This is a genomic window from Bacteroidota bacterium (genome assembly GCA_005882315.1).
GTDB lineage: Bacteria > Bacteroidota > Bacteroidia > Chitinophagales > Chitinophagaceae > VBAR01.
In genome coordinates, this window is the sequence record VBAR01000001.1 from 1,045,997 (window position 1) to 1,067,822 (window position 21,826).

Below are 21,826 nucleotides of genomic sequence, written 5' to 3' on the forward strand. Positions count from 1 at the left end.
GTTCCAAATAGATCTTACACTTCCCGTTTTTGTGTTATGATATCTATCCCCATAAATAGTGCACTATTTTTGATTAACTAGAACCATTCAACTTAAATTAAACTCAAACTGCATGAAAAAAATATTACTGTTAACAGGATTATTTTGTTGCCTGCTTTCTTATTCCCAGGATGAAACAGTGAAAAAACTCCGTTCTGAAACTGAAAAGGATATCAAAAAAGATCCGAATGATACAACAAAAAAAGCCTGGAAGACCGGGGGTATGTACAGCTTAAATTTATCACAAGGCTCCCTTTCTAACTGGGCAGCAGGTGGGGAAAAATTTTCTATAGCGGTCAATTCATTGCTCAGCGTATATGCTTTTTATAAAAAAGACAAACATAGCTGGGACAATACCTTTGATTTTAATCTTGGCTATGTAAAAACTACCAGTCTCGGTAGCCGAAAAAATGATGATCGTTTTGATCTGCTTTCAAAATATGGCTATGCTATTTCACCAAAAATGAATGCGGCAACTCTTTTCAACCTGAGGTCGCAGTTCTTTAAAGGTTATACTCACACAGAAACTACAACAACTTATTCGTCCAATTTTATGGCGCCGGGTTATATAGTACTCAGCCTTGGTTTGGATTATAAGCCAATCAAAGAATTGTCCATCTTCTTTTCTCCTACGACAGCCCGTTTTGTAATCGTAAAAGATACTGCGCTTTCCAATAAAGGTCTATATGGTGTGAAGCCGGGCGAAAAATCAAATTTTGAATTCGGAGCTTTTGTTTCTGTCAACTACATGAAAGAGTTTAATAAAACACTTAGTTATAAAGGAAGGCTGGATCTGTTTTCTAATTATAAACACAACCCGCAGAATGTTGACTTGTATATGACAAATGCGCTAAATGTAAAATTGAGCAAGATATTAGCCCTTACCTGGAGTGTTGATCTTATCTATGACGATGATGTTCGTCTTTTTGGACCTACTCAAACATCACCGGGCCTGCAATTAAAATCATTGGTAGGTGTAGGGGTACTAGTTAAGTTCTGATCAGTTTGAAAAATCAAACTGTCTATTCATTTTGCAAAATTGAATAGCCCTTCAACGGTCTGCTTTGTAAACAAACAGCCATTAGAACAAAATTATTTTAACATTCCCGTTAAAATATTTCTTTTATTCTGTTGTTTATTTGAAATACCAAGCCACACACTAATGAACAGGATCATTTTATTTTACATTTTATTTTTAACTTCTTCTTCTACATTTTCACAAGATGCTATTGTCCGTAAGCTTCAGATGGAATCTTCACGGCAACTTAAAAACGATATACCTGATACGGTTTTAAAAAGATGGAAAGGTGGCGGTTCATTCGGGCTTAGCGTTGGACAAGGAAGTCAAAGCAACTGGGCCGGGGGTGGTGATGATTTTTCTTTTACAGTGAGCTCTTCACTGAACCTCTTCCTGTTTCATAAAAAAAACAAACATACCTGGGACAATAGCTTTTCTGCCAATTTCGGTTATATCAACACGACCAGTCTTGGCGGCCGGAAGAATGATGATCGTTTTGATTTTTTATCTAAATATGGATTTTCGCTGAATAAGCACTTAAACCTTGCTACTCTTGTAAATTTCCGGTCGCAGTTTGCAAACGGATATACTTATCCTAACAATGTAAAAACATTTGCATCATCATTTCTTTCACCTGCCTATCTTGTAGTAAGCCAGGGTATCGATTACAAGCCTGATCAATATTTTTCATTTTTTATTTCGCCGGTTACTTCACGGTGGACTTTTGTGACCGATACCAGCCTCACTTCAAAAGTTGATTATGGACTAAAACCGACACATAGGAACATTAATCAAAATGGCGCCTTTGCTACCCTTAGTTATCAAAGATCTTTTAATAAATACTTCGCTTATAAAGCAAGACTTGATCTCTTTTCCAATTACCAGCAAAATCCACAAAATATAGATGTGTTTGTAACCAACACCCTTTCTGCTAAAATTGCAAAGATCATCGCATTGAGCTGGAACGTTGATATGATCTATGATGATGACCTGCGGGTTTTCGGCAGTAACGATTCATCACCGGCATTACAGTTCAAATCAATTTTTGGTGTAGGGCTATTGGTAAAAATATAATTCTGCCTCGCTTATAAAAACATTTTAGTTTGTATAACTTTTGGCCACAGAGAGCCACGGAGTTTTATGAGAACCACCGAGTTTATCTCTGTGTTCCTCCGTTTCTCTGAGGTTCTCAGTGGCCTTTCTTTTTTCGAAAATGATACAATACTTGCAGTCATTGCTTTCCTTCCAGAGCATGTTTGAATTATCTTTGCCCGAATGGCTCATAAAAAATTAGTTCGTTTTGCAGAATTAAAAACCTTTAGGAATGTGCTGGAGAATCCGGTGGACATGCCCGGTAAATGGAATGTTTTCTTTGCGAACCAAAATCCAATTATACTCGAATTGGCCTGTGGCAAAGGAGAATATGCTCTTGGATTGGGAACATTGTATACAGATAAAAATTTTATCGGTATTGATCTAAAAGGCAACCGCATTTGGGTAGGTGCAAAAAAAGCATTGCAGAATAATTTGATGAATGTTGCTTTTCTCCGCACACAGATCGATAAGATCAATGAACATTTTGCAAAAGATGAAGTGAGTGAAATATGGATCACGTTTCCTGATCCGCAACTGCGCTTATCAAAAGCAAAAAAAAGATTAACGCATCCAAAGTTTTTAAGAATGTACCAACAGTTGCTAAAACCCGGCGGGCTGATCCATCTTAAAACCGATAGCCCCGACCTGTATTTGTTTACAAAAAAAGTTATTGAACTATACAATTGCAAAACGGTTACGGATATCGACAATGTTTATTCAATACAAGCTGTGCCGGATGTTTTAAAAATAAAAACACATTACGAGTCGTTGGATATTGCCGGCAGTAATCGTATTCATTATCTCTGTTTTTCTTTACCGCAAAATATACCGGGCAAAGAAACCGATGAACAACTGAAACAATTATTAAAAGACTATGCAACCGCTGATTGAAGGTGTTGATTTTTATGTTGAAGACGGCAAAGTCGTTTTAACCGAAAAATATTTATCCGAAAGAGGATACTGCTGCGGCAACGGGTGCCGGCATTGCCCCTTTGATCATATAAATGTTTCGGGATTATTGATACCTGATTCAGATGGTGATATTGAATCCTCTGAAAATTGAGCAGAGTATCAGTTCGAAAAAATTGAACCACATAGAATTTAGATCACAATAGGATTACACATAGGTTCTATGTGAACCCTATGTTTACTTTGTCCTATGTGGTTCAAAAAATACTTTAAAGCAATAAAATTTCATCTTGTTTTTTTTATCTTCACTGCATGCCAGCAAAAAAACCAACAACAAAGCAAAAGCTGAGATCAGTAAAACCTTCCGGCCGGAAAGATGAAAGTTTTTTCGAACTGGTATTTGAAGTAGCAAGACAAATTCCGAAAGGAAGAGTTACTTCTTATGGGGCTATTGCAAATGCATTGGGTACAAGATCATCTGCACGAATGGTTGGCTGGGCTATGAACGGCGCCGGAAGAGTAAAACCTAAAGTACCTGCACATCGTGTAGTAAACCGTATTGGCATGCTCAGTGGCAAATTTCATTTTGGTTCGCCTGATGCAATGGAAAACTTGTTGAAGAAAGAAGGGATAAAAGTGAAGAATGACAAAGTGGTTGATTTTGAAAAACTGTTTTGGGACCCGGCAGAAGAATGGGGTCTTTGATTAATTGAGAAAAATTGGCCACAGAGAGCCGCGGAGGATAATGAGGTGCACAGAGTGTACATAATATCTCTGCGGCTCTCTGTTTTATTCTGTGGCACTCTGTGGCCAAAACTTTAAAAAAACAAATCTGTAAAGAAGATGTCTTCCACACAACCCTTTAATCCTTTTACTGATTATCATAAGAATCTTTGCGAATACTGCGGCGGCTTTGGTGCATTGCTTTCATTCGTTTGCCTGGTACAGCATTTAATATTTGCCATCCCCAGCAAAATTACCAACCCGATGATCGCTGAATATTTTTTTGCCATCATCGCATTCTTGTTGCTGGCATTGAAAAAACAAGTTTCAATTATACTGCTGATCATTAGTGGCATTTTTTCAGCAGTGGTTGTTTGGCTCTGGATGACGCATTATGCTTTCTCCCTTGTAGTCTCTTTATTTTTCATCTATCATATCGCCATTATCATAATCATTTTCGAATCTAAACTACCGCAGAAGTTGAAAGAGAAAAGAAAATTGGAACTGGAAGAAGAACAGCTTTGGGAGAATAAGTATTGATAGTACAACAAAATAATTAATTTTAACAGGCTATTCAATAGGCCTCATCGTATTTTCTATAGTTCTATACCCGAAAAATTTAAACCCTTCCTTTGTCTCAACAAACGCAAGAATTACAAGTTTTATAAACAATTCATGTCGCTCCTTTGTAATATTCACTTCTCTTAATGTGGAAATCCTATTGCCTTTTAATTGACCCTGGATTTCCTTGGGGAAATATTCAAGCTCCATATCAGAACTGGAATATTCCAAACTATCAGTATTTGAGAGTTTCATTAATAAAGCACTATCAAAAACTCTTGAGAAGCTTTTATCAAAAAAAATTTCAAATGGTGTTTCCTTATTATTATCGTTAATAATTTTTGTTGATTCCTTTTCAAGCAGGGCTTTGTCCCGGCTTTTCGCAACGTTCACAAAGTGCATTAAAAAGATCGATAATGTAGCGTCACTCATCTCGTAATTATACTCAGAAGACACATTGACTAATTGTGATTCGTTCTTTTTATTATCATTTGATCTTGGATTCGATTTACAGGAGCAAAGAAGAAGAAATAAAATAAGTATTTTATGCATACTAAATATATTATTGTGTGTAATGAATTTTCCTGTCCGCCCAGCGCCTTCGCCTGAAATAAATAAGAACTATAAACTTTTATCGGCCAGACTCCGGAATTTTTTCACCAGTTGAGGCATTCCAATAGAACTCTGGTTTTGGGCTATGACGAAAAGCAATATCATCATCTTTCGTTATACTATACATTTTTTCCAATGCTTCTTCTTTTGTATTGCCTGATGCTGCACCATAAACAGTCCGCTCACAATCAAATCCCTTTATCCTGTGTTTATATGCATAAATGACCGTGAATTTGCCCTTTGGCATTTGAAAGACCTCGCTTGTTTGCGGTTTTTTCTCTGCTCTGAAATTGTCGTACGTGGTCCGATACTGTCCTTCAGAGTAACCGATCGTATAAAGCATTTTACTCTTGCAACCACTACCCTGTGGATCATAAGAAGCAACAAACAGATAAGCCTGGCTATATGCATTCATGCCTGCCAGCAAAATAATTGACAAAAATAAACTCTTCATAATATTACTTATTTAATAAAGGTTCGTTTAAATTATAGCTCTGAAGTTAGCAAATCAAAAAGAGTAAATAAAATCCTATTCGTAATACGGACTGATCATCCAATATACGATCACTCCTGTAACAGCAACATAGAACCACACCGGCCAGGTAATGCGAGCCAGTTTTTTATGCTGTGGAAATTCAGCTATCAATGCACGGTAAGCGGTAAATAAAATAAAAGGAAGTATCAAGCCCGCCAGTGGAATATGTGTACCGAGTATGATATAGTAGATCATTTTTGCAGTACCAGTTCCGCCAAACTTTGTTTCACCTGCAAATAAATGATGACAGATATAACTTATTAAAAACAAAATGGACAATACCATTGCTGCCAGCATCATTTTTTTATGCAGCAAATAATGTTTTGTTTTTACGGCGATCAACGCTGCTACCAGCAATACAGCTACTATGGAGTTGATAATGGAATTAATAAAAGCAAATACATGTTCATCAAAACCCAGGTCAACATTTAGTTTTACCCGGCCCAATGCTACGATAGCAATAAACACAATAGCCGAAAAAACAAGTATGAGTGTACGGGCTTTTTTATCGTTCTTGGTTAAAACAGGAGGAAGCATAAATGTTTTTAGTTTTCTTTTATAGGGGATCTTCTTTCTTCCTTTCCTGAAGGAGAGTACTCGGGTGTAGCCTTTTTCTTTAATAAATACATGAACACGGCAACAGCCATTATACAGATCAGGAAAACAATTGCCATCAACTGCAGTTTACCGGCGAAGAAGGATTTCTGTGTACGGTCTTTTTCCAGCGAAAGAAAAATAATATCCGCAGATAGCTTTACTAACGATGCAGAATCCAATCCATTATAATAGCCACGTATATTCCGGTTACGATCGATCAAAACAAAGTAAGGTACATGTATAAAACTGGTATCTACGCCCTCTCCATCCACCAGCCCCAGCTTCATATCATTTATACACAGATCATAAATTGTTTTCTTATCACCTGTCAGCAACCACCAATTCACAGGATCCACCTGGAAACGATCGGCCCATGCTTTCAACCGTGGCACTGAATCTCTTTCAGGATCCACACTAAAAGAAAGGAACTGGATGAACGCCGGTGTTTTATCACCCACCCGTTGAGAGTTGGTAATGCCTTGTTGCAGCCGCTTCATATTTTGCGTCATCGTAGGACAAATGGTCGGGCAATGCGTAAAGAAAAAATTGGCAACGATCACTTTATTGCTGGTATCGGCTTCTGCATTATTATAGGTCACCCCTTTTATTTCATCAAGCGATACTTTGTGCCCCATTTGATTGGTAAGTGTAAAATTGGGTAGTTGATGCCAGATCGTATCTTCTACATTTTTACCTTTCTTGTTTACGATCTGTACATCATCATATATATAATGCCGTGGCATCAACGGATGTTTATCTCCCGCCTGTTTGATTATAAAATAACAAACTATCGGCACGAGCAAGGCCAGCAATAAACCATAAAATGCTTTTGTGTTCATTGTAATTATCTATTTCATTGGTTCTTCGACTCTCCCTTCTCCTTCAGGAGTTCCCGAGCCATTGCGAAGGGAACGAACGAAGTTCTCTGGGATGAGGCGCTTTTAAATTATTCATCCCGACTCACTGGCCGGGATGAATAATTATTTAGGGTAATAAATTTTTATTGACTCGTTTATTCTTTCCCACTTTTTGCCGGTGCCGCTTCATGATGTCCTTCTTTCAATGTCCGTTCTTTATAATTCGCATCATACTTATTCCGCAGGTTCAGGTAAGAGTTGCCATCCATTATAAAGGCAAGAATAAACCAGATGAATAATAATATCGGAACGGCAACTGTCATAATAAAATTCCTTATCTCATCACCCAGGTGCATAAAGATAGAAATGATATAAAATGCTTTTGCTAAAGAAAGGATAATGATCACTCCTTTAATAAAAAGATCAACTGTATGGGTAAAATCAGTCAAATACATCAGGAATCCAAAACCCAGTTCAATCACGGTAATGATTGAAAGCAGGATGGTCGTTTTCAATACTCTCTTTTTAAACTCTGCATCCGATGCATGATGCGGCGCAAAAGTTACTTCGGGGTGTACGTTAGGATGATTCTCCATAATCGCTTATTCGTTTTTTACTGATAAATTTTTTTTAGATAAGATAGAAACACAGGAACACAAATACCCACACCAGGTCTACAAAGTGCCAGTACAATCCTGCTTTTTCTATCATCAGGTAATGTCCTTTTCTGTCAAATACTCCTTTATGTGCCATGATCAGCATGATCAGGTTAATGATCACCCCACTGAATACGTGAAAACCATGAAAGCCTGTAATACCATAAAAATATCCGCCAAATGCAATAGGTCCTTTTTCACGAACATGCATTTCAGCCATATTCACCATGCCCATTAGTTGATCCTGCGGCATCTTTGCCAGCTCTTCATGACTCATTGTATGATTAACACTATGAACAACATTTACCAATGTCTCATGCGAACTTGCAGCTAATGCTTTTTGTGCAACAGCCGGGTCTACTAAATGTCCCCATGGATTTCCGCCCATTGTTTGTCCAACCATTTCCAATTTTCCATCAGCAAGTACTATATGTTCACCGGTAATAAGGTGATGCCACTCCCATGCCTGGCAACCTAAGAATGCAAGGCCACCTACAATTGTCCATGCTATCCATTTTATAACACCGGCCCTGTTTCCTTTATGTCCTTCATGCACGGCCAGCACCATCGTTACAGAACTGATGATCAAAATAAATGTCATCAGGCTCACGAATGCAAGTGGAAGGTTTTTATGACCAAAGCCCGGAAATGCATTGAACACCACGTTAGGGTCGGGCCAGAAGTTTTGGCTGAAACGGATAGAACCATACGAAATAAGGAAAGCGCCGAATGTAAAGGCGTCACTCATCAGGAAGTACCACATCATCACCTTTCCGTATTCAATGTTGAATGGGCTTTTACCCCCGCTCCACCATTTCGTCTTATGAACTGTTACTGAATCCATGTTATTTTTTTAATTCAAGTATTTTATATTTTGTTACCAGCCCTGGTAATTCTTTTCATCTTCTGTTGCGACGCTCCGTTCATCGTTCTGTTCTCTATTCACCATTCACAACTCGCCACTCACTATTTGATCCACATAAAGAACACAAACAAATAGATCCATAAAAGATCTACAAAATGCCAGTACGTTGCTGCTACTTCCACCGGCACTGAGTTGTATGATTTTGTTTTACCAAAAAATGCTTTGATAAACATTACCAACAACGTAATGATTCCGCCGATCACATGCACCGCATGCAATCCGAAAATTACATACAGGAATTGCGCAGCACCGGAACCTTTAAGCCGTATGCCCTGTTCCCAGAGACTGTTGAACCCCATCCACTGAAGCACAACAAACGCAGTTCCCAATAAAAAAGTCAAGGCTATCAGCATCCTGTATTGCCCGAACTCTCTTTGTTTAAAAGATCTTAATGCCATCTGAACCGTGATGCTGCTTGCCAGTATCACTACGGTAGATATCCAGAACACCTGTGGAATCATCACATCTTTCCATCCCGGTTGATTGCTTTTTACAATGAATGCACTGGTCAAACCGGCAAACATCATAATCAAACTTCCTATGGCTACCCACATCGCAAACTTATGCGGGTGAATTTTTTGTCGTTGTTGTGTATTCACAATATCCATCTCACTTTTTTATACTGATACTTTACTTATATACAAGGCCAGTAAGATCACCGGCAGGTACATATAACTTCCAAACATCACTTTTCTTGCTGATGGTATATCCATCTTCCGGTACAGGTTCACACATCGCATTATCATGAACGCATTGGCAAGAATGATAAGAACTAAACTTACTATACCAGCTACATCATCATAACTGCACATGCCGGTAAAAAAAGGCAACAGCGTCGCAGGCAACAACATTGTCGAAAAAATAATTGCCTGTATAGCGGTAAACTTTGTTGGTCCTAATTCACTTGGCAACAGTTTGAATCCTGCTTTCAGGTAATCTTTCCATGCGATCCAGCAGATAGCCCAGAAATGCGGAAACTGCCAAAGAAACTGGATGCCAAATAAGATCCAGCCACCCGTTGACAATTCTGCTTCACCTGCGGCCCAGCCAATCAAACATGGTAATGAACCGGGAAATGCACCAACCAATACTGCTATTGAATTTACTTTTTTCAATGGCGTATAGATAAATGCATACAGGAATAAACTCAGCGCTGCTAAACCACCAGCCGTCCAGTTGAAATAATTTCCAAGAATGAATACACCTGCAATGCCACATATAATTCCAAAAGCATACGCTTCTGTTTGTGACATTCGACCCGATGCAACAGGACGATTTTTTGTCCGGCTCATCAATGCATCTGTATCTTTTTCAACTGCCATATTAATGGCATTGGCACCACCTGTTACCAAAAATCCACCTGCAAAGAGCAATAGAATAAATTTCCATTTATCCTCATAGTGGTCAAAACCGGGAGTAAGCATAAAACTTACCACACTGCTAAACACCACCATTATATTCAGCGAAGGCTTTGTTAGTTGTAAATAGTCTTTTACTTTATTCATTTCAATTCCTTCGCAAAATTTTCAAATAACAAATCTTTACATCACGATCAATATTCACTTAGTGTGAACTTTCATTCTCACCGGGCTTTTCTGTCTGCATGATAAATTCTCTTCCATCTTTACCATAATCATAAGGCCAACGGTGAACTTCAGGTATTTCACCTTCCCAGTTACCATGTCCCGGGTTGATAGGTGTTGTCCATTCCAGAGTGTTTGCACCCCATGGATTTGTTGTAGTTACTTTTCTTCCTTTGAAAATTGAATAGAAAAAATTAAACACAAACAATAACTGAACAGCAAATACTATGATCGAGACAACAGTGATCATTTTGTCTAAGTCCTGGAAAACATTAAAGTTGGTCCAGATACTTTTATCAAGATAACGGCGTGGCATACCTGCAAGACCCTGGTAGTGCATCGGCCAGAAGATCATATAAGCACCAATTATTGTTACCCAGAAATGGATAAATCCTAATGTTTTGTTCAGGTAGCGACCAAACATTTTCGGGAACCAGTGATAAACACCAGCAAACATTCCAAAGAAAGATGCAACACCCATTACAATATGGAAGTGTGCCACCACAAACATGGTATCATGCAGGTGAATATCAATTGTTGAGTTACCAAGGAAGATACCCGTTAATCCACCGGAAATAAATAAACTCACAAAACCAATTGCAAATAACATAGCCGGGGTGAAACGAATATTACCTCGCCACAATGTAGTGATCCAGTTAAACACTTTTATAGCGGATGGAACCGCGATCAATAATGTAAGCAACACGAATATAGATCCAAGGAATGGATTCAATCCCGTGACGAACATATGGTGTGCCCATACAAGGAAGGCTAGGATCGCAATAGCGAATAATGAACCCAGCATCGCCATATAACCAAAGATGGGTTTGCGTGAATTCACAGATAATATTTCTGATACCATACCCATTGCCGGCAACAGGATGATATAAACTTCCGGGTGACCCAGGAACCAGAACAAGTGCTGGAATAAAATAGCACTACCACCTTCGTTAGGTAATATCTGCCCGTTCACAACAATATCACTCAGGTAAAAACTTGTTCCAAGGTTTCTGTCGAATAACAGGAGAATGGCGCCTGATAATAATACAGGGAACGATAATACGCCAAGTACTGCGGTAAAGAACATAGCCCAGATAGGAAGAGGCAAACGAGTCATGCTCATTCCTCTTGTACGCATGTTCAGAATAGTGGTGATATAGTTCAAACCGCCAAGCAATGATGATACAATAAACATCGCCATACTTATCAACCATAAGTCAGTACCAATTTTACTTCCCTGGCCAGCATCATGCAATGCACTTAGCGGAGGATACATTGTCCATCCACCACTTGCAGGACCTGTTTGTACAAACAATGATGAGATCATTATTATACTGGCAATAAAGAAGAACCAGTAAGAAAGCATATTAAGGAATGGCGAAGCCATATCTCTTGCACCGATCTGCAAGGGAATAAGAATGTTTGCGAATGTGCCCGACAAACCTGCTGTCAATACAAAGAACACCAACACGGTGCCGTGCATAGTGATCAGTGCATAATAAAACTCTGGAGTGATGACACCACCTGCTGCATTTTTACCAAAGAAGGTTTCCAATATCGGGAAAGTTTGTCCTGGGAAACCTAATTGCAAACGGAATAATACAGAAAACAAACCACCAATAATAGCCCAAACGATACCAGTAATTAAAAACTGTTTACCGATTGTTTTATGATCCTGACTGAATACGTATTTGGTGATAAATGTTTCTTTGTGGTGTGCATGATGCTCATCATGATGAACTTCATGGGTAGTTACCACTTCCGGATGTGCTGCGTTACTCATAATCTTTTTATTTAAACCGGCTTATTGAAAAGCCGTAACATTATTTTTTTATTTCAACCTGTGCAATTGGTTTTGCAACAGTATTTGAATCAGCCTTCATTTCGGGTTTTTGTTTTGAATCCATCATTTCAACATACTTCGGTTTTTGTGAAGCCATCCACAGGTCAAATTCTTCCTGCGATTCCACAATAACCGTTCCTCTCATACGTGTATGGCCTGAGCCACACATCTGGTCACATGATATTTCATATGTAAAATCAGGCCTGCCTGTTTCTTTTGCCATTTGTTTGCTGGTCTTTGTCGGTGTAAACCACATAGTAGTTGGCATACCGGGTACAGCATCCATCTTCATACGAAAATGTGCAAGACCTACGTCGTGAATTACATCTTTAGCATAGATCACCAATCTTACCGGCTTGTTCACTACCAGGTGCATTTCGCCTGAACCATACACATCATCCCTGTTATTTATATCATCCCAAACCTGGCCCAGCGGGTTTTCCGGTGTTGTTAATTTATAAAACTTTTTACCCAGCACACCATCTTTACCCGGATAGCGGAATTCCCATTTGAATTGCGAACCTGTTACTTCAACCATCCTGGCATTAGCAGGTGCATCACCGGTAATTCTGAACCAGTAAATAATTCCAAAACCAACCAATATAGTTAATGCAATAGCAGGGATCACTGTCCAGATAACTTCCAGTTTATTATTATGCGGATAGTAGTATGCTTTTCTATTATCAGACTCCTGGTATTTGAATGCAAACCAGAATAATGCAATTTGTGTAATAAAGAAAACAATACCTGTAATGATCAGTGTAATTTTCATCATCTGGTCGATCAATATACCATGATCAGATGCTGCGCTGCCAAATGAAAGTATTTTTCCTTCCAGTCTTTCATTACAATAAAACACACCGATAATGCCCAATATTAAAAATGCCAGTAACAGAAATGCATTTACCCGGTTATTCTGTTTGCGGGTTTTTTCTTCGCCACGCAACACACTTACGTATTCACTTGCCTTGGCTATCTGAAACACAATCAGAAAGCCCAGCGCCAGGATTGCTACAATAAAAAAGACTTGCATATTCTTTAATTCAGTTATTTAATATTCAATTTTCTTTCCCAGATCCAATCAACTAAGTATGATGTATTACACTCTCTTTTATAAATGGATGATTCTTCGCCAACAACGGATGCTTTGCCAATGAGCGGCCCACAACAAACATGATCAGTCCTACAAAACCTAATCCTATTGCGAGATCATAAAACATAAGCGGTACATGTGTTTCTCCCGTTGCATGATCTTTCATCGGGCTGGGGAATACCATTTGGAAGAAATCCAGCCAGTGACCGAAGATGATCAATATCGACATGAACGTTATTGTTCCATAATTTCTTTTTGAACCTCTTCTCATTAATATTAACAACGGAGCAATGAAGTTGATGATTAACATCATCCAGAAAATTCCGCTATAAGGACCTTGTGCCCTTGGTTTGAAATAAATTGTTTCCTCAGGAATATTTGCATACCAGATCAGCATGAACTGTGAATACCAGAGATAAGTCCAGAAAATAGAAAAGGCAAACATGAACTTACCTATATCATGCAGATGTTCTTCATTTGTCAGTTCGAGATAATCGTTATTCTTCAGGTAAACAACATACAAACAGATCAGAGACAAACCGGCAACGAACGTACTTGCAAATGTGTACCAGCTATACATAGTGCTGTACCAATGTGCATCAATGCTCATCAGCCAAAGCCAGGGAATAGTTGACATAACAGTCAGGGCAAATACAACCAGGAATAAAGCGGCCCATACTGTATTTTTCCAGATATATTTTTTCCCTTCTTCAATACTCGGCAAAGGATTATTATCAAGGCTACGGGAAAGCAGTCTCATCTTTCTGCCCAACAACCACCATGCTACTACAGTGAAAAGTGTCCAGCCAATAAAGAAATTTTTGTTTAAGAAAAATGATTTGTGCTTCAGTATCTCATCTTTCTCTTCAAAAGGTACATTCCAGTGATAAATAGTATGCTGATTTGTAAATATGATACCAAATAATACAACAACACAAATAACACTTATAACAGGAACAGCAGATGATATCGCTTCAACAACCCTGCGAAAAGAAATGGTCCAGCCACCCCATGCCAATACGGTTGCACACATAAAGAACATGGCGGCATTTACTACCAGCAAAAAATAAACACTGTTCTGCAGTAGCGATGCCCAGAACCGGGCCTGGTGATGTTCATCTTCTTTTGCACCATGCGTTATATATAAGCCGATAATTGCAAGCACACCAATTGCCATCAATGCCAGCGATATGGTATTGTAGCGCTTTGGTATTACAAATTTTTCCCGTATTGTCGTCATTACTGTTCGTTTATAGTTTCTTCAAAAATCTTTTCAATTATTTTTTTGCAGCAACGCTATCAACCTTAACCGCAGTAGCTGCAGCGGCCGGCTTAACTTGTTTTGACTTTATATAAGCAATCACCATCCAACGTTGTCTTGTATTCAATTGTGATGCATAGCTTCCCATTTGGTTTTTTCCATATGTTACAGAATGAAACATCATTCCTTCCGGCATTGCTTCATATTTTGCATCGCCAACCAATGTTGCCGGTTTTGCAGCATAAGCACCGCTTGCATATAAAGGTCCGTTGCCATCCAGTTTTGTTCCGTGGCAAATACCACAGTTTACCAAATACAATCTTTCAGCTTCTTTCATATCTATTGAAGCTATGTCAAGCGGGTTTTTGACAGATCTTGATGCTACATAATTTGTAGAGTCAGCACCCACATCTTGCTTTAATGCGTAAGCAGCCATATCTCCCCTTGCAACAGCTCCACCAACGGGTAAACGATTATAAAATATTTTTCCACCTGCCTCTGCCCTGCTGCTGGTAAATATTGCAGTGTCTAATGCAGAATAGGTTTCAATTGCCCGGCTGTAATACATATCCGGCATATAGGCACTACCGGCATTGCGGCGTGGTTTATCACAACTTATTACCGCTACCGCAAGTACTGCAAACACTGAAATGGTTAAAACTTTTTTCATCCTGTTATTATTGATGATATACTTTCTTTTAATCGTTTACTAAGAAACTTTCTCGTTTTTATCATAACGGCCGATCCACCAGCCTGTTTCTCTCTGTTCTACTTTTACATCTTTGGCGCCGGCATTTTGTAAAAATGAAACCACTTCTGCATCATTTGTTTTATCGGTGCATTCTAATGCCATTACAAACAAATCATCTGTTGATCTTGGATTGAAATGATCTTTTTTTACAAAAGGGGCTAACTGGCACAGGTAGCAAAACGTAAGAACCATGCCTACTGATGCCATCAGAACTGTTAACTCAAACGTAATAGGTATCCATGCAGGAAATGCAAAGAAGGGTTTACCTCCAAATACAATTGGCCAATCACTGGTAAGTGCCCAGGTAATAAAACCAACTGCAATAGAAGTTCCGGTGATACCGTAAATAAATCCCGCGGTATGCAGGCTGGTATCACGCAGACCCATTGCTTTGTCTAATCCATGAATTGGAAACGGCGTGAACACTTCATGAATCTTGTATCCTGCCCGGCGAACTTTTTTCACCGCGGGAAACAAAACCGCTTCGTCATCAAAGTTTCCAACAACAAATTTTTTAACTGCCATATCGTTTAGCTTTTAGCTATGAGCTCTTAGCTGTGAGCCAGAAACTCTTTTTATAATATTCTATCTATTTTAAAACTGCTTGCTCGTAGCTCATAGCTAACGGCTTACAGCTTTTCTTATGCCCCATGATCATGTCCATGATGCCCGACAAAATCATCCAGTTTTTCCTTTTCTACTTCTTCCATATCACGTTTTTGCTGGTCTCCACTGCGTTTCAGGATATGTTTGATCTCTGCCAACGCAATTACCGGGAAGAATTTTGAGAACAGGAAATAACAGGTAAAGAACAACCCGAATGTTCCGAGATAAAATCCAACTTCCCAGATAGTAGGCCTGTAATAAGTGGCCCATGCCGATGGAAGGTAATCTCGATAAACAGAGGTAACGATAATTACAAACCGTTCGAACCACATACCAATATTTATAAGAATAGACATGAAGAAAGTAAGCAAGAGGTTTCTTCTCATCTTTCTTATCCAGAATATTTGCGGCGACAATACGTTACATCCCATCATTATATAATAACTCCACCCGTAAGGACTGTTCAGGTTCACACGGTTTTCCAAAAAGGCAAAACCTTCATATTCGTTGGCACCATATATCGCAATGAATAATTCTGTGAGATAAGCAATACCTACAATCGACCCCGTAAGTACAATAACCTTGTTCATTACATCAATATGCTCGATAGTAATATATTCTTCAAGCCGCAACACTTTTCTTGTAACTACTAATAACGTTTGAACCATTGCAAACCCGGAGAAGATGGCACCCGCAACGAAGTAAGGCGGGAAGATGGTTGTATGCCAGCCGGGAACTACTGATGTGGCGAAGTCAAAGGATACGATTGTGTGAACTGATAATACAAGTGGTGTACTCAAACCTGCAAGCACTAATGATAATGCTTCATGACGCTGCCAATGTTTTGTACTTCCTGTCCAGCCAAAAGCCGCAACACCATAAAACATTTTTCTCCATTTTGCTTTTGCACGGTCACGAAGTGTTGCCAGGTCAGGCAACAAACCACTATACCAGAATAAAAGTGATACAGTAAAATATGTTGAGATAGCGAATACGTCCCAAAGAAGTGGCGAGTTAAAGTTTACCCACAATGGACCTCTTGTATTTGGGTAAGGAAGTGTAAAGAAGGCAACCCACACACGACCCATGTGCCAGATCGGAAACTGGCCGGCACAAATAACCGCAAAGATGGTCATCGCTTCTGCTGCACGGTTCACACCTGTTCTCCAACCCTGGCGGAATAATAATAAGATCGCAGAGATCAACGTTCCGGCGTGACCGATACCGATCCACCAAACGAAGTTGGTGATATCATAACCCCAACCGATCGTTTTGTGCAGGTTCCATTGACCCGTACCATAAATTACTTCCATGGTAACGGAAACGATTCCAAAAATCAAAAACAAAACAGAAACGGTAAAACCAATCCACCATGCACGGGTAGGGCGGGCCTCCACCGGGCGGCAGATATCTTCTGTAACCTGGTGATAATCCTTGTTACCTTCCACCAGCGGTGGTCTCACCTGTGATTCGTATCTGAGTAATGCCATATTCTTTTATTTGTCACCCTGAGTACTGAGCTTGTCGAAGTATCGAAGGGTTTTATTATTAAGTCAACTTTCTCTTTACTATTAAGCTTCTGTTCCCGCTTAGCGGAACTCCGTACGTTCTGCAATCCTGTTCAGCTTATTAATGCGTTGCTGGTGCTGTCTCTTTTTTCTCTCCGCCTTCTGCTTTCATTTCTTCATGTGCTGGTGCCTGATGTGCCGGTTCAATTACTTCATCTGTATTTCTCACTTTAGCCAGGTAACTCACATTAGGCAAAGTGTGGATCTGCTCGATCACATAGAATAGCCTGTTCTTATTATCTGTTCTTGCTTTAGTGATTGCACTTGTTTCATCATGTGTGTTACCAAACACAATTGCATTGGTAGGGCAAGCTGTTTGGCAAGCTGTTTTAGCATCACCATCTTTCAACATACGGTTCTCTTTTTTAGCGGTAAGTTTAGCAGCCTGTAATTTCTGTACACAGAAAGAACATTTCTCAATCACACCTCTTGAACGTACAGTAACCTCAGGATTCAACACCATTCTTGAGAGGTCATCATTCATTTGGTGAACAGCAACATCCAGTTTACCAACTATTTCCTGGTCTTGGTTATCAGGGAAACTATCTGCTCCCATATAATCACTCCAGTTAAAGCGACGTACTTTATATGGACAGTTGTTGGCACAATATCTTGTACCAATACAACGGTTATAGGTCATTTGGTTTATACCTTCTGAACTATGGTTAGTAGCAGCAACGGGGCAAACGTTTTCACACGGTGCATTATCACAGTGCTGGCACATCATCGGCTGGAATACCACACCTTTCAGATCATCAGGATTTTTTTCATCCGTTACGAAATAGCGATCCAGGCGTAACCAGTGCATATCGTGATAACGGATCACTTCTCTTTTACCAACTACAGGTACGTTGTTTTCTGCATGACATGCAACAACACATGCACCACAAGCAGTACATGAGTTCATGTCTACGTTCATTCCCCATTTAATCCCAGCCTGTATATGCATGGGATAGAGTGTACCTTCTGAACGGTAATCTTTGATCATTCCTCCAAAATCTTCCTGGAGTTTTGCACGATAACCGGGAATTACATCAGGATGCTTTTGCAACGTAGCAAGAGTTGTTTCTCTTACCACTTCAAATCTTTCTTCGTAGTTATTATGGATCTGCATCTGCGCCACTTTTTCCTCATCACCTGTTTTTTCAACAGTCACAGTAGCAGCACCAGCAAGCGGATAAATATTTACACCCATACCTGCAGCAGCCTTACTGAAGTTTTCGTTACGGCCATAGCCAACTGCAATAGCAATTGTATCAGCATTCATTCCGGGTATTACCAGGCATGGTACTGAAACAGATTTACCGTTGCTGGCGATCTTGAGTACAGGCTTATCCATCCAGTACTCATATTTATTACTCTTGAATTTTATTTCTAGTTTTTCTGCAAGTGGTATAGATATTAATGCATAGTTGCCCCATGTAGCTTTTGAAATCGGGTCGGGTAATTCCTGTAACCATGGATTGCCTGCCTGCGCACCGGTACCAAGTGATACTTTTTGATACATCACCAATTCAGTACCTGAAACTTTTGTAGCACCACTAATAGCTGTAGCTGCAGTTGCGAGACCACCACCATTAAAGGCTCCGGCAGATGCTGCAGTTGCAGCTGTTTCAAAAACTCCATTCTGCAATAGAGTATCAAAATCGGTTACACCCGGTGCAGTAGTCCAGAATTTACGAACCTCTTCTTCATAAGTAGAAGTAACGCCGCTCCATTTTAAAAGAGAATCCTGGTATTGACGGGTTTTGAATAAAGGATAGATAGTAGGTTGAATAAAACTTACATAACCTGTTTTAGGTTCTGCATCGCCCCAGCTTTCGAGATAATGACTGTTGGGTGCTATATGTGAACACAGTTCAGTTGTCTCATCAAGTCTGTCGTTGAACGAAACCGAAATTTTTACTTTCTTTAAAGCCGCTTTGAATTTATCAGCACCTATATAATTGTAAGCAGGGTTTGCGCCGAGAATAAAGATGGCACCAATTTTTCCAGCTTCCATATCCGCGATCAGCGTTTCAAAATCTGTGTCAGTTCCTTTGCGTGTATTATTTTTTACAGCCCAATCAATAGTAGTACCATATGCGCCGATCGCACTGTTGATTGCATTTACAACCAACTGCACATTCATATCATTACTGCCACAAATCACAACTGATGAACCATTATTCGCTTTCAGTTCTGCTGCTACATCTTCAATTCCTTTTTTCAGTTTAGCATCAGCAATAGTTGGTGCAGTAACTGCGCCACCCACTGCTGCTAATAGTGCCATTGCAACATTTCCAACTTCAGATGCACGATGAGTATATCTTATATCAGCACTTGCACCTGTTGTGCTTAAAAAACTTTCGAACTGATAATGTTTACTCATTACCGGATCCTTCTCATCTATTTTTCTTCCTGTAGCATATTGACGAGCATTCGCAACAATATCACCCCATGAACCCAAAAAGTCAGCACCAAGACTTACGATAGTTTTTGCTTTATCAAAATGATAAGTAGGTAATGCTTTTGTTCCAAATGTTGCTTCATTGGCCAGCAGCATTCCGCTGCAAGAATCTCCATCATACTCTACATGACGACCATTGAATTTAGTAACGAACTCTTGTATAATTTTTTTTGAAGAAGGAGAAACAACTGTACTTGTAAGTACTACTGCTGATGAACCAACTAATGCATCACCAACCATTTTATCAAACTGTTCCCATGTAGGCACTTCTTCAAATTTTCCATTCACATTGCGTTTAGGGAAACGTACACGGTTGGTATCATATAGATCAAGAACAGAAGCCTGCGCTCTTGCACTGGTACCACCACCTGTGTAAGAACACATATCATTTCCTTCAATTTTAATAGGGCGGCCATCACGAACTTTGGCTATCACCGGAACCACATCACCATCCTGCACATAAGTAGTAGCATAATATTTTGCTTCCCCTGAAACTAAATTTTCCGGTTTGTTGGCATAAGGGATCGCCTTTCTCACCGGTGCTTTACAGCTTGCAAGGGTAGCAGCAGCAGTGCTGAACCCGAGATATTTCAGAAAATCGCGACGTGGAGCTTTTGCATCAACCAATCCCTTGTCATCAAACCCCTCAAAAGGCAGCTCTTCACGAAACTCATCTGCATTTTTTTTCTGAAAGGTCTCCTCATCATTCAGCTCTGCGAAACTTTGCCAGTACTTCTTTGACATATTTATTATTGTTAGTTGTCAATTACAACCCTTGCTGCAATTGAGATTCATTTGAAATTTGACTACCGAAACTCTTCGGTACAAACTGAAATTAATAGTGACATTTCTGACACTCCAGGCCGCCGATATGTTCCACTTTTACACTATCCATTTTACCTGCTTCAATATCTCTGTGGAATTTCTCGTATATGCTGTAAAATTTGTTTCCTTTAGTGCTGTCGTAATTGAAGTTCACATTGGTCTGACGGTGACAGTTTATACACCAGCTCATACTCAGTTCAGCGAACTGCTTTACTTCATGCATATCTGTGATCTCACCATGACAGCTCTGGCATTGCTGCTTACCTGCATTTACGTGTTGTGAATGGTTGAAATAAGCATGATCAGGCAGGTTGTGAATTCTTGTCCAGGGAATAGATTTTGCTTTTGAGGGATCAAATGCACCAGGGTTTTTAGGGTCTACTCCGGCGTATTCGTATAGTTTATTTATTTCGGCGGTTCCGTTAATTTCATTTCCGCTTGCATCAAAAATTTTCGGGCCTTTGTATTCTGAGATCTGTTTGTGACAGTTCATACACACATTTACAGAAGGGATAGAAGCCTGCTTGCCTTCCATTGCACCGCCATGACAGTATAAACAGTTGATTTGGTTGAGACCCGCATGTACTTTGTGTGAATAATAAATTGGCTGTACAGGCTGCATATCTTTTTGACGGCCAAGACCGATAGCGCCTTTGGCAATAAAGTAACCACCTATTACAAAAAATATTACTGCGCCTAATGCGATATAAAATTTGTTTTTGTAAAACGCAACTGGCTCAGGTCTATGAATGCCTTCTTTATCATCACTCAATTTTTTCAGGTTACTGTTTACCTGCATTAATATTAATGCGACAATTGCAAGTATGATAGAGATGATACCGAAGATAATTGCGCCCTGGCCATCACCTTTCGGTTCTTCTGTTCCCGGAGCAGGGGGCGGGGCTGCTTTTCCAGCGTCTCTGATATAAGCAAGAAGATTATTTAGGTCTGTTTCTTTTCCTCTTAGTTCAGGAAATTCCTGCATTGGAGTAGCCGCAAAATTCTGCATTTCTACCGGATATGCGTCACCTGTAGCAACTGCTTCTTTCCAATTAACTATCCATTTTTTTAATAAATCAGTACTTGGCCAACGGCTTTCAACATCCTTAAGTGCAGGTCCCACAACTTTAGAATTGACTGCATGACAGCTTGCACATTTTATACTAAATAATGCCTTACCAGCAGCAGCATCGCCTTGCGCAGCAATTTTTAAAGTCGAGAAAATAAAAATGGATAGAACAAACAGCGTTGGTCTTCTGAGATTTGGTTTATATGGGATCATAGAAGCAATTGATCTAAAAAATGTGGATAAAAAACCCT

Annotated in this window: 22 protein-coding genes; 6 read left to right on the plus strand and 16 right to left on the minus strand. The window is 39.5% G+C overall.

Features of this window, described 5'->3' with window-relative positions:
- The first annotated feature begins 112 nt into the window (after nucleotides 1–112).
- The 6 genes from E6H07_04245 (at nucleotide 113) to E6H07_04270 (ending at nucleotide 4,324) form a co-directional block, all read left to right on the plus strand.
- The gene (locus E6H07_04245) at nucleotides 113–1,039 is read left to right on the plus strand and encodes a DUF3078 domain-containing protein (GenBank protein ID TMI65138.1); all 927 of its coding nucleotides are present in this window, start codon (nucleotides 113–115) and stop codon (nucleotides 1,037–1,039) included.
- A gap of 162 nt (nucleotides 1,040–1,201) precedes the next feature.
- Nucleotides 1,202–2,131 carry a DUF3078 domain-containing protein gene (locus tag E6H07_04250; protein ID TMI65139.1) on the plus strand — a complete coding sequence of 310 codons (930 nt, stop codon included), beginning with the start codon at nucleotides 1,202–1,204 and terminating at the stop codon, nucleotides 2,129–2,131.
- A gap of 201 nt (nucleotides 2,132–2,332) precedes the next feature.
- A complete protein-coding gene (gene trmB, locus E6H07_04255; GenBank protein TMI65140.1) occupies nucleotides 2,333–3,043 on the plus strand; it encodes a tRNA (guanosine(46)-N7)-methyltransferase TrmB in 711 nt (236 codons plus the stop codon).
- Entirely contained in the window at nucleotides 3,027–3,215 is a 189-nt protein-coding gene (locus E6H07_04260) for a hypothetical protein (GenBank protein TMI65141.1), read from the plus strand. The genes trmB and E6H07_04260 overlap by 17 nt, the downstream gene beginning before the upstream one ends.
- A gap of 158 nt (nucleotides 3,216–3,373) precedes the next feature.
- Nucleotides 3,374–3,766 (plus strand): MGMT family protein, encoded by a 393-nt coding sequence (locus E6H07_04265; protein ID TMI65142.1) that lies wholly within the window; start codon nucleotides 3,374–3,376, stop codon nucleotides 3,764–3,766.
- A gap of 138 nt (nucleotides 3,767–3,904) precedes the next feature.
- On the plus strand, nucleotides 3,905–4,324 hold the full coding sequence (locus E6H07_04270) for a hypothetical protein (GenBank protein TMI65143.1): 420 nt from the start codon (nucleotides 3,905–3,907) through the stop codon (nucleotides 4,322–4,324).
- A 30-nt stretch (nucleotides 4,325–4,354) separates the two neighbouring features.
- Here E6H07_04270 and E6H07_04275 read toward each other — a convergent pair whose 3' ends face one another.
- The 16 genes from E6H07_04275 to E6H07_04350 all read right to left on the minus strand — a co-directional run bounded on the left by E6H07_04275 (nucleotide 4,355) and on the right by E6H07_04350 (nucleotide 21,788).
- The gene (locus E6H07_04275) at nucleotides 4,355–4,897 is read right to left on the minus strand and encodes a hypothetical protein (protein ID TMI65144.1); all 543 of its coding nucleotides are present in this window, start codon (nucleotides 4,895–4,897) and stop codon (nucleotides 4,355–4,357) included.
- A gap of 79 nt (nucleotides 4,898–4,976) precedes the next feature.
- Nucleotides 4,977–5,411: a hypothetical protein gene (locus tag E6H07_04280; protein ID TMI65145.1), complete on the minus strand. Its 435-nt coding sequence runs from the start codon at nucleotides 5,409–5,411 to the stop codon at nucleotides 4,977–4,979.
- A 75-nt stretch (nucleotides 5,412–5,486) separates the two neighbouring features.
- Nucleotides 5,487–6,029: a DUF420 domain-containing protein gene (locus E6H07_04285; protein ID TMI65146.1), complete on the minus strand. Its 543-nt coding sequence runs from the start codon at nucleotides 6,027–6,029 to the stop codon at nucleotides 5,487–5,489.
- Between the two features lie 8 nt (nucleotides 6,030–6,037).
- Nucleotides 6,038–6,928 carry an SCO family protein gene (locus E6H07_04290; GenBank protein TMI65147.1) on the minus strand — a complete coding sequence of 297 codons (891 nt, stop codon included), beginning with the start codon at nucleotides 6,926–6,928 and terminating at the stop codon, nucleotides 6,038–6,040.
- Nucleotides 6,929–7,101: 173 nt separating this feature from the next.
- Nucleotides 7,102–7,542 (minus strand): hypothetical protein, encoded by a 441-nt coding sequence (locus E6H07_04295; protein ID TMI65148.1) that lies wholly within the window; start codon nucleotides 7,540–7,542, stop codon nucleotides 7,102–7,104.
- A 34-nt stretch (nucleotides 7,543–7,576) separates the two neighbouring features.
- Nucleotides 7,577–8,446: a cytochrome c oxidase subunit III gene (locus E6H07_04300; GenBank protein ID TMI65149.1), complete on the minus strand. Its 870-nt coding sequence runs from the start codon at nucleotides 8,444–8,446 to the stop codon at nucleotides 7,577–7,579.
- 122 nt (nucleotides 8,447–8,568) lie between these two features.
- Nucleotides 8,569–9,054: a heme-copper oxidase subunit III gene (locus E6H07_04305; protein ID TMI66461.1), complete on the minus strand. Its 486-nt coding sequence runs from the start codon at nucleotides 9,052–9,054 to the stop codon at nucleotides 8,569–8,571.
- 90 nt (nucleotides 9,055–9,144) lie between these two features.
- A complete protein-coding gene (gene cyoE, locus E6H07_04310) occupies nucleotides 9,145–10,032 on the minus strand; it encodes a protoheme IX farnesyltransferase (GenBank protein TMI65150.1) in 888 nt (295 codons plus the stop codon).
- Nucleotides 10,033–10,090: 58 nt separating this feature from the next.
- A complete protein-coding gene (locus E6H07_04315; protein TMI65151.1) occupies nucleotides 10,091–11,893 on the minus strand; it encodes a cytochrome c oxidase subunit I in 1,803 nt (600 codons plus the stop codon).
- 40 nt (nucleotides 11,894–11,933) lie between these two features.
- The gene (locus E6H07_04320) at nucleotides 11,934–12,986 is read right to left on the minus strand and encodes a cytochrome c oxidase subunit II (protein TMI65152.1); all 1,053 of its coding nucleotides are present in this window, start codon (nucleotides 12,984–12,986) and stop codon (nucleotides 11,934–11,936) included.
- 52 nt (nucleotides 12,987–13,038) lie between these two features.
- Entirely contained in the window at nucleotides 13,039–14,286 is a 1,248-nt protein-coding gene (locus tag E6H07_04325; GenBank protein TMI65153.1) for a quinol:cytochrome C oxidoreductase, read from the minus strand.
- Between the two features lie 37 nt (nucleotides 14,287–14,323).
- Nucleotides 14,324–14,977 carry a cytochrome c gene (locus tag E6H07_04330; GenBank protein ID TMI65154.1) on the minus strand — a complete coding sequence of 218 codons (654 nt, stop codon included), beginning with the start codon at nucleotides 14,975–14,977 and terminating at the stop codon, nucleotides 14,324–14,326.
- Nucleotides 14,978–15,016: 39 nt separating this feature from the next.
- Nucleotides 15,017–15,583, minus strand: coding sequence for a DUF3341 domain-containing protein (locus tag E6H07_04335; protein TMI65155.1), 567 nt, complete (start codon nucleotides 15,581–15,583; stop codon nucleotides 15,017–15,019).
- Nucleotides 15,584–15,699: 116 nt separating this feature from the next.
- Entirely contained in the window at nucleotides 15,700–17,154 is a 1,455-nt protein-coding gene (locus E6H07_04340) for a hydrogenase (GenBank protein ID TMI65156.1), read from the minus strand.
- A gap of 139 nt (nucleotides 17,155–17,293) precedes the next feature.
- Nucleotides 17,294–20,425, minus strand: a complete 3,132-nt coding sequence (locus E6H07_04345) for a 4Fe-4S dicluster domain-containing protein (GenBank protein TMI65157.1) — start codon at nucleotides 20,423–20,425, stop codon at nucleotides 17,294–17,296.
- Between the two features lie 91 nt (nucleotides 20,426–20,516).
- Nucleotides 20,517–21,788, minus strand: coding sequence for a c-type cytochrome (locus E6H07_04350; GenBank protein TMI65158.1), 1,272 nt, complete (start codon nucleotides 21,786–21,788; stop codon nucleotides 20,517–20,519).
- Nucleotides 21,789–21,826: the final 38 nt, after the last annotated feature.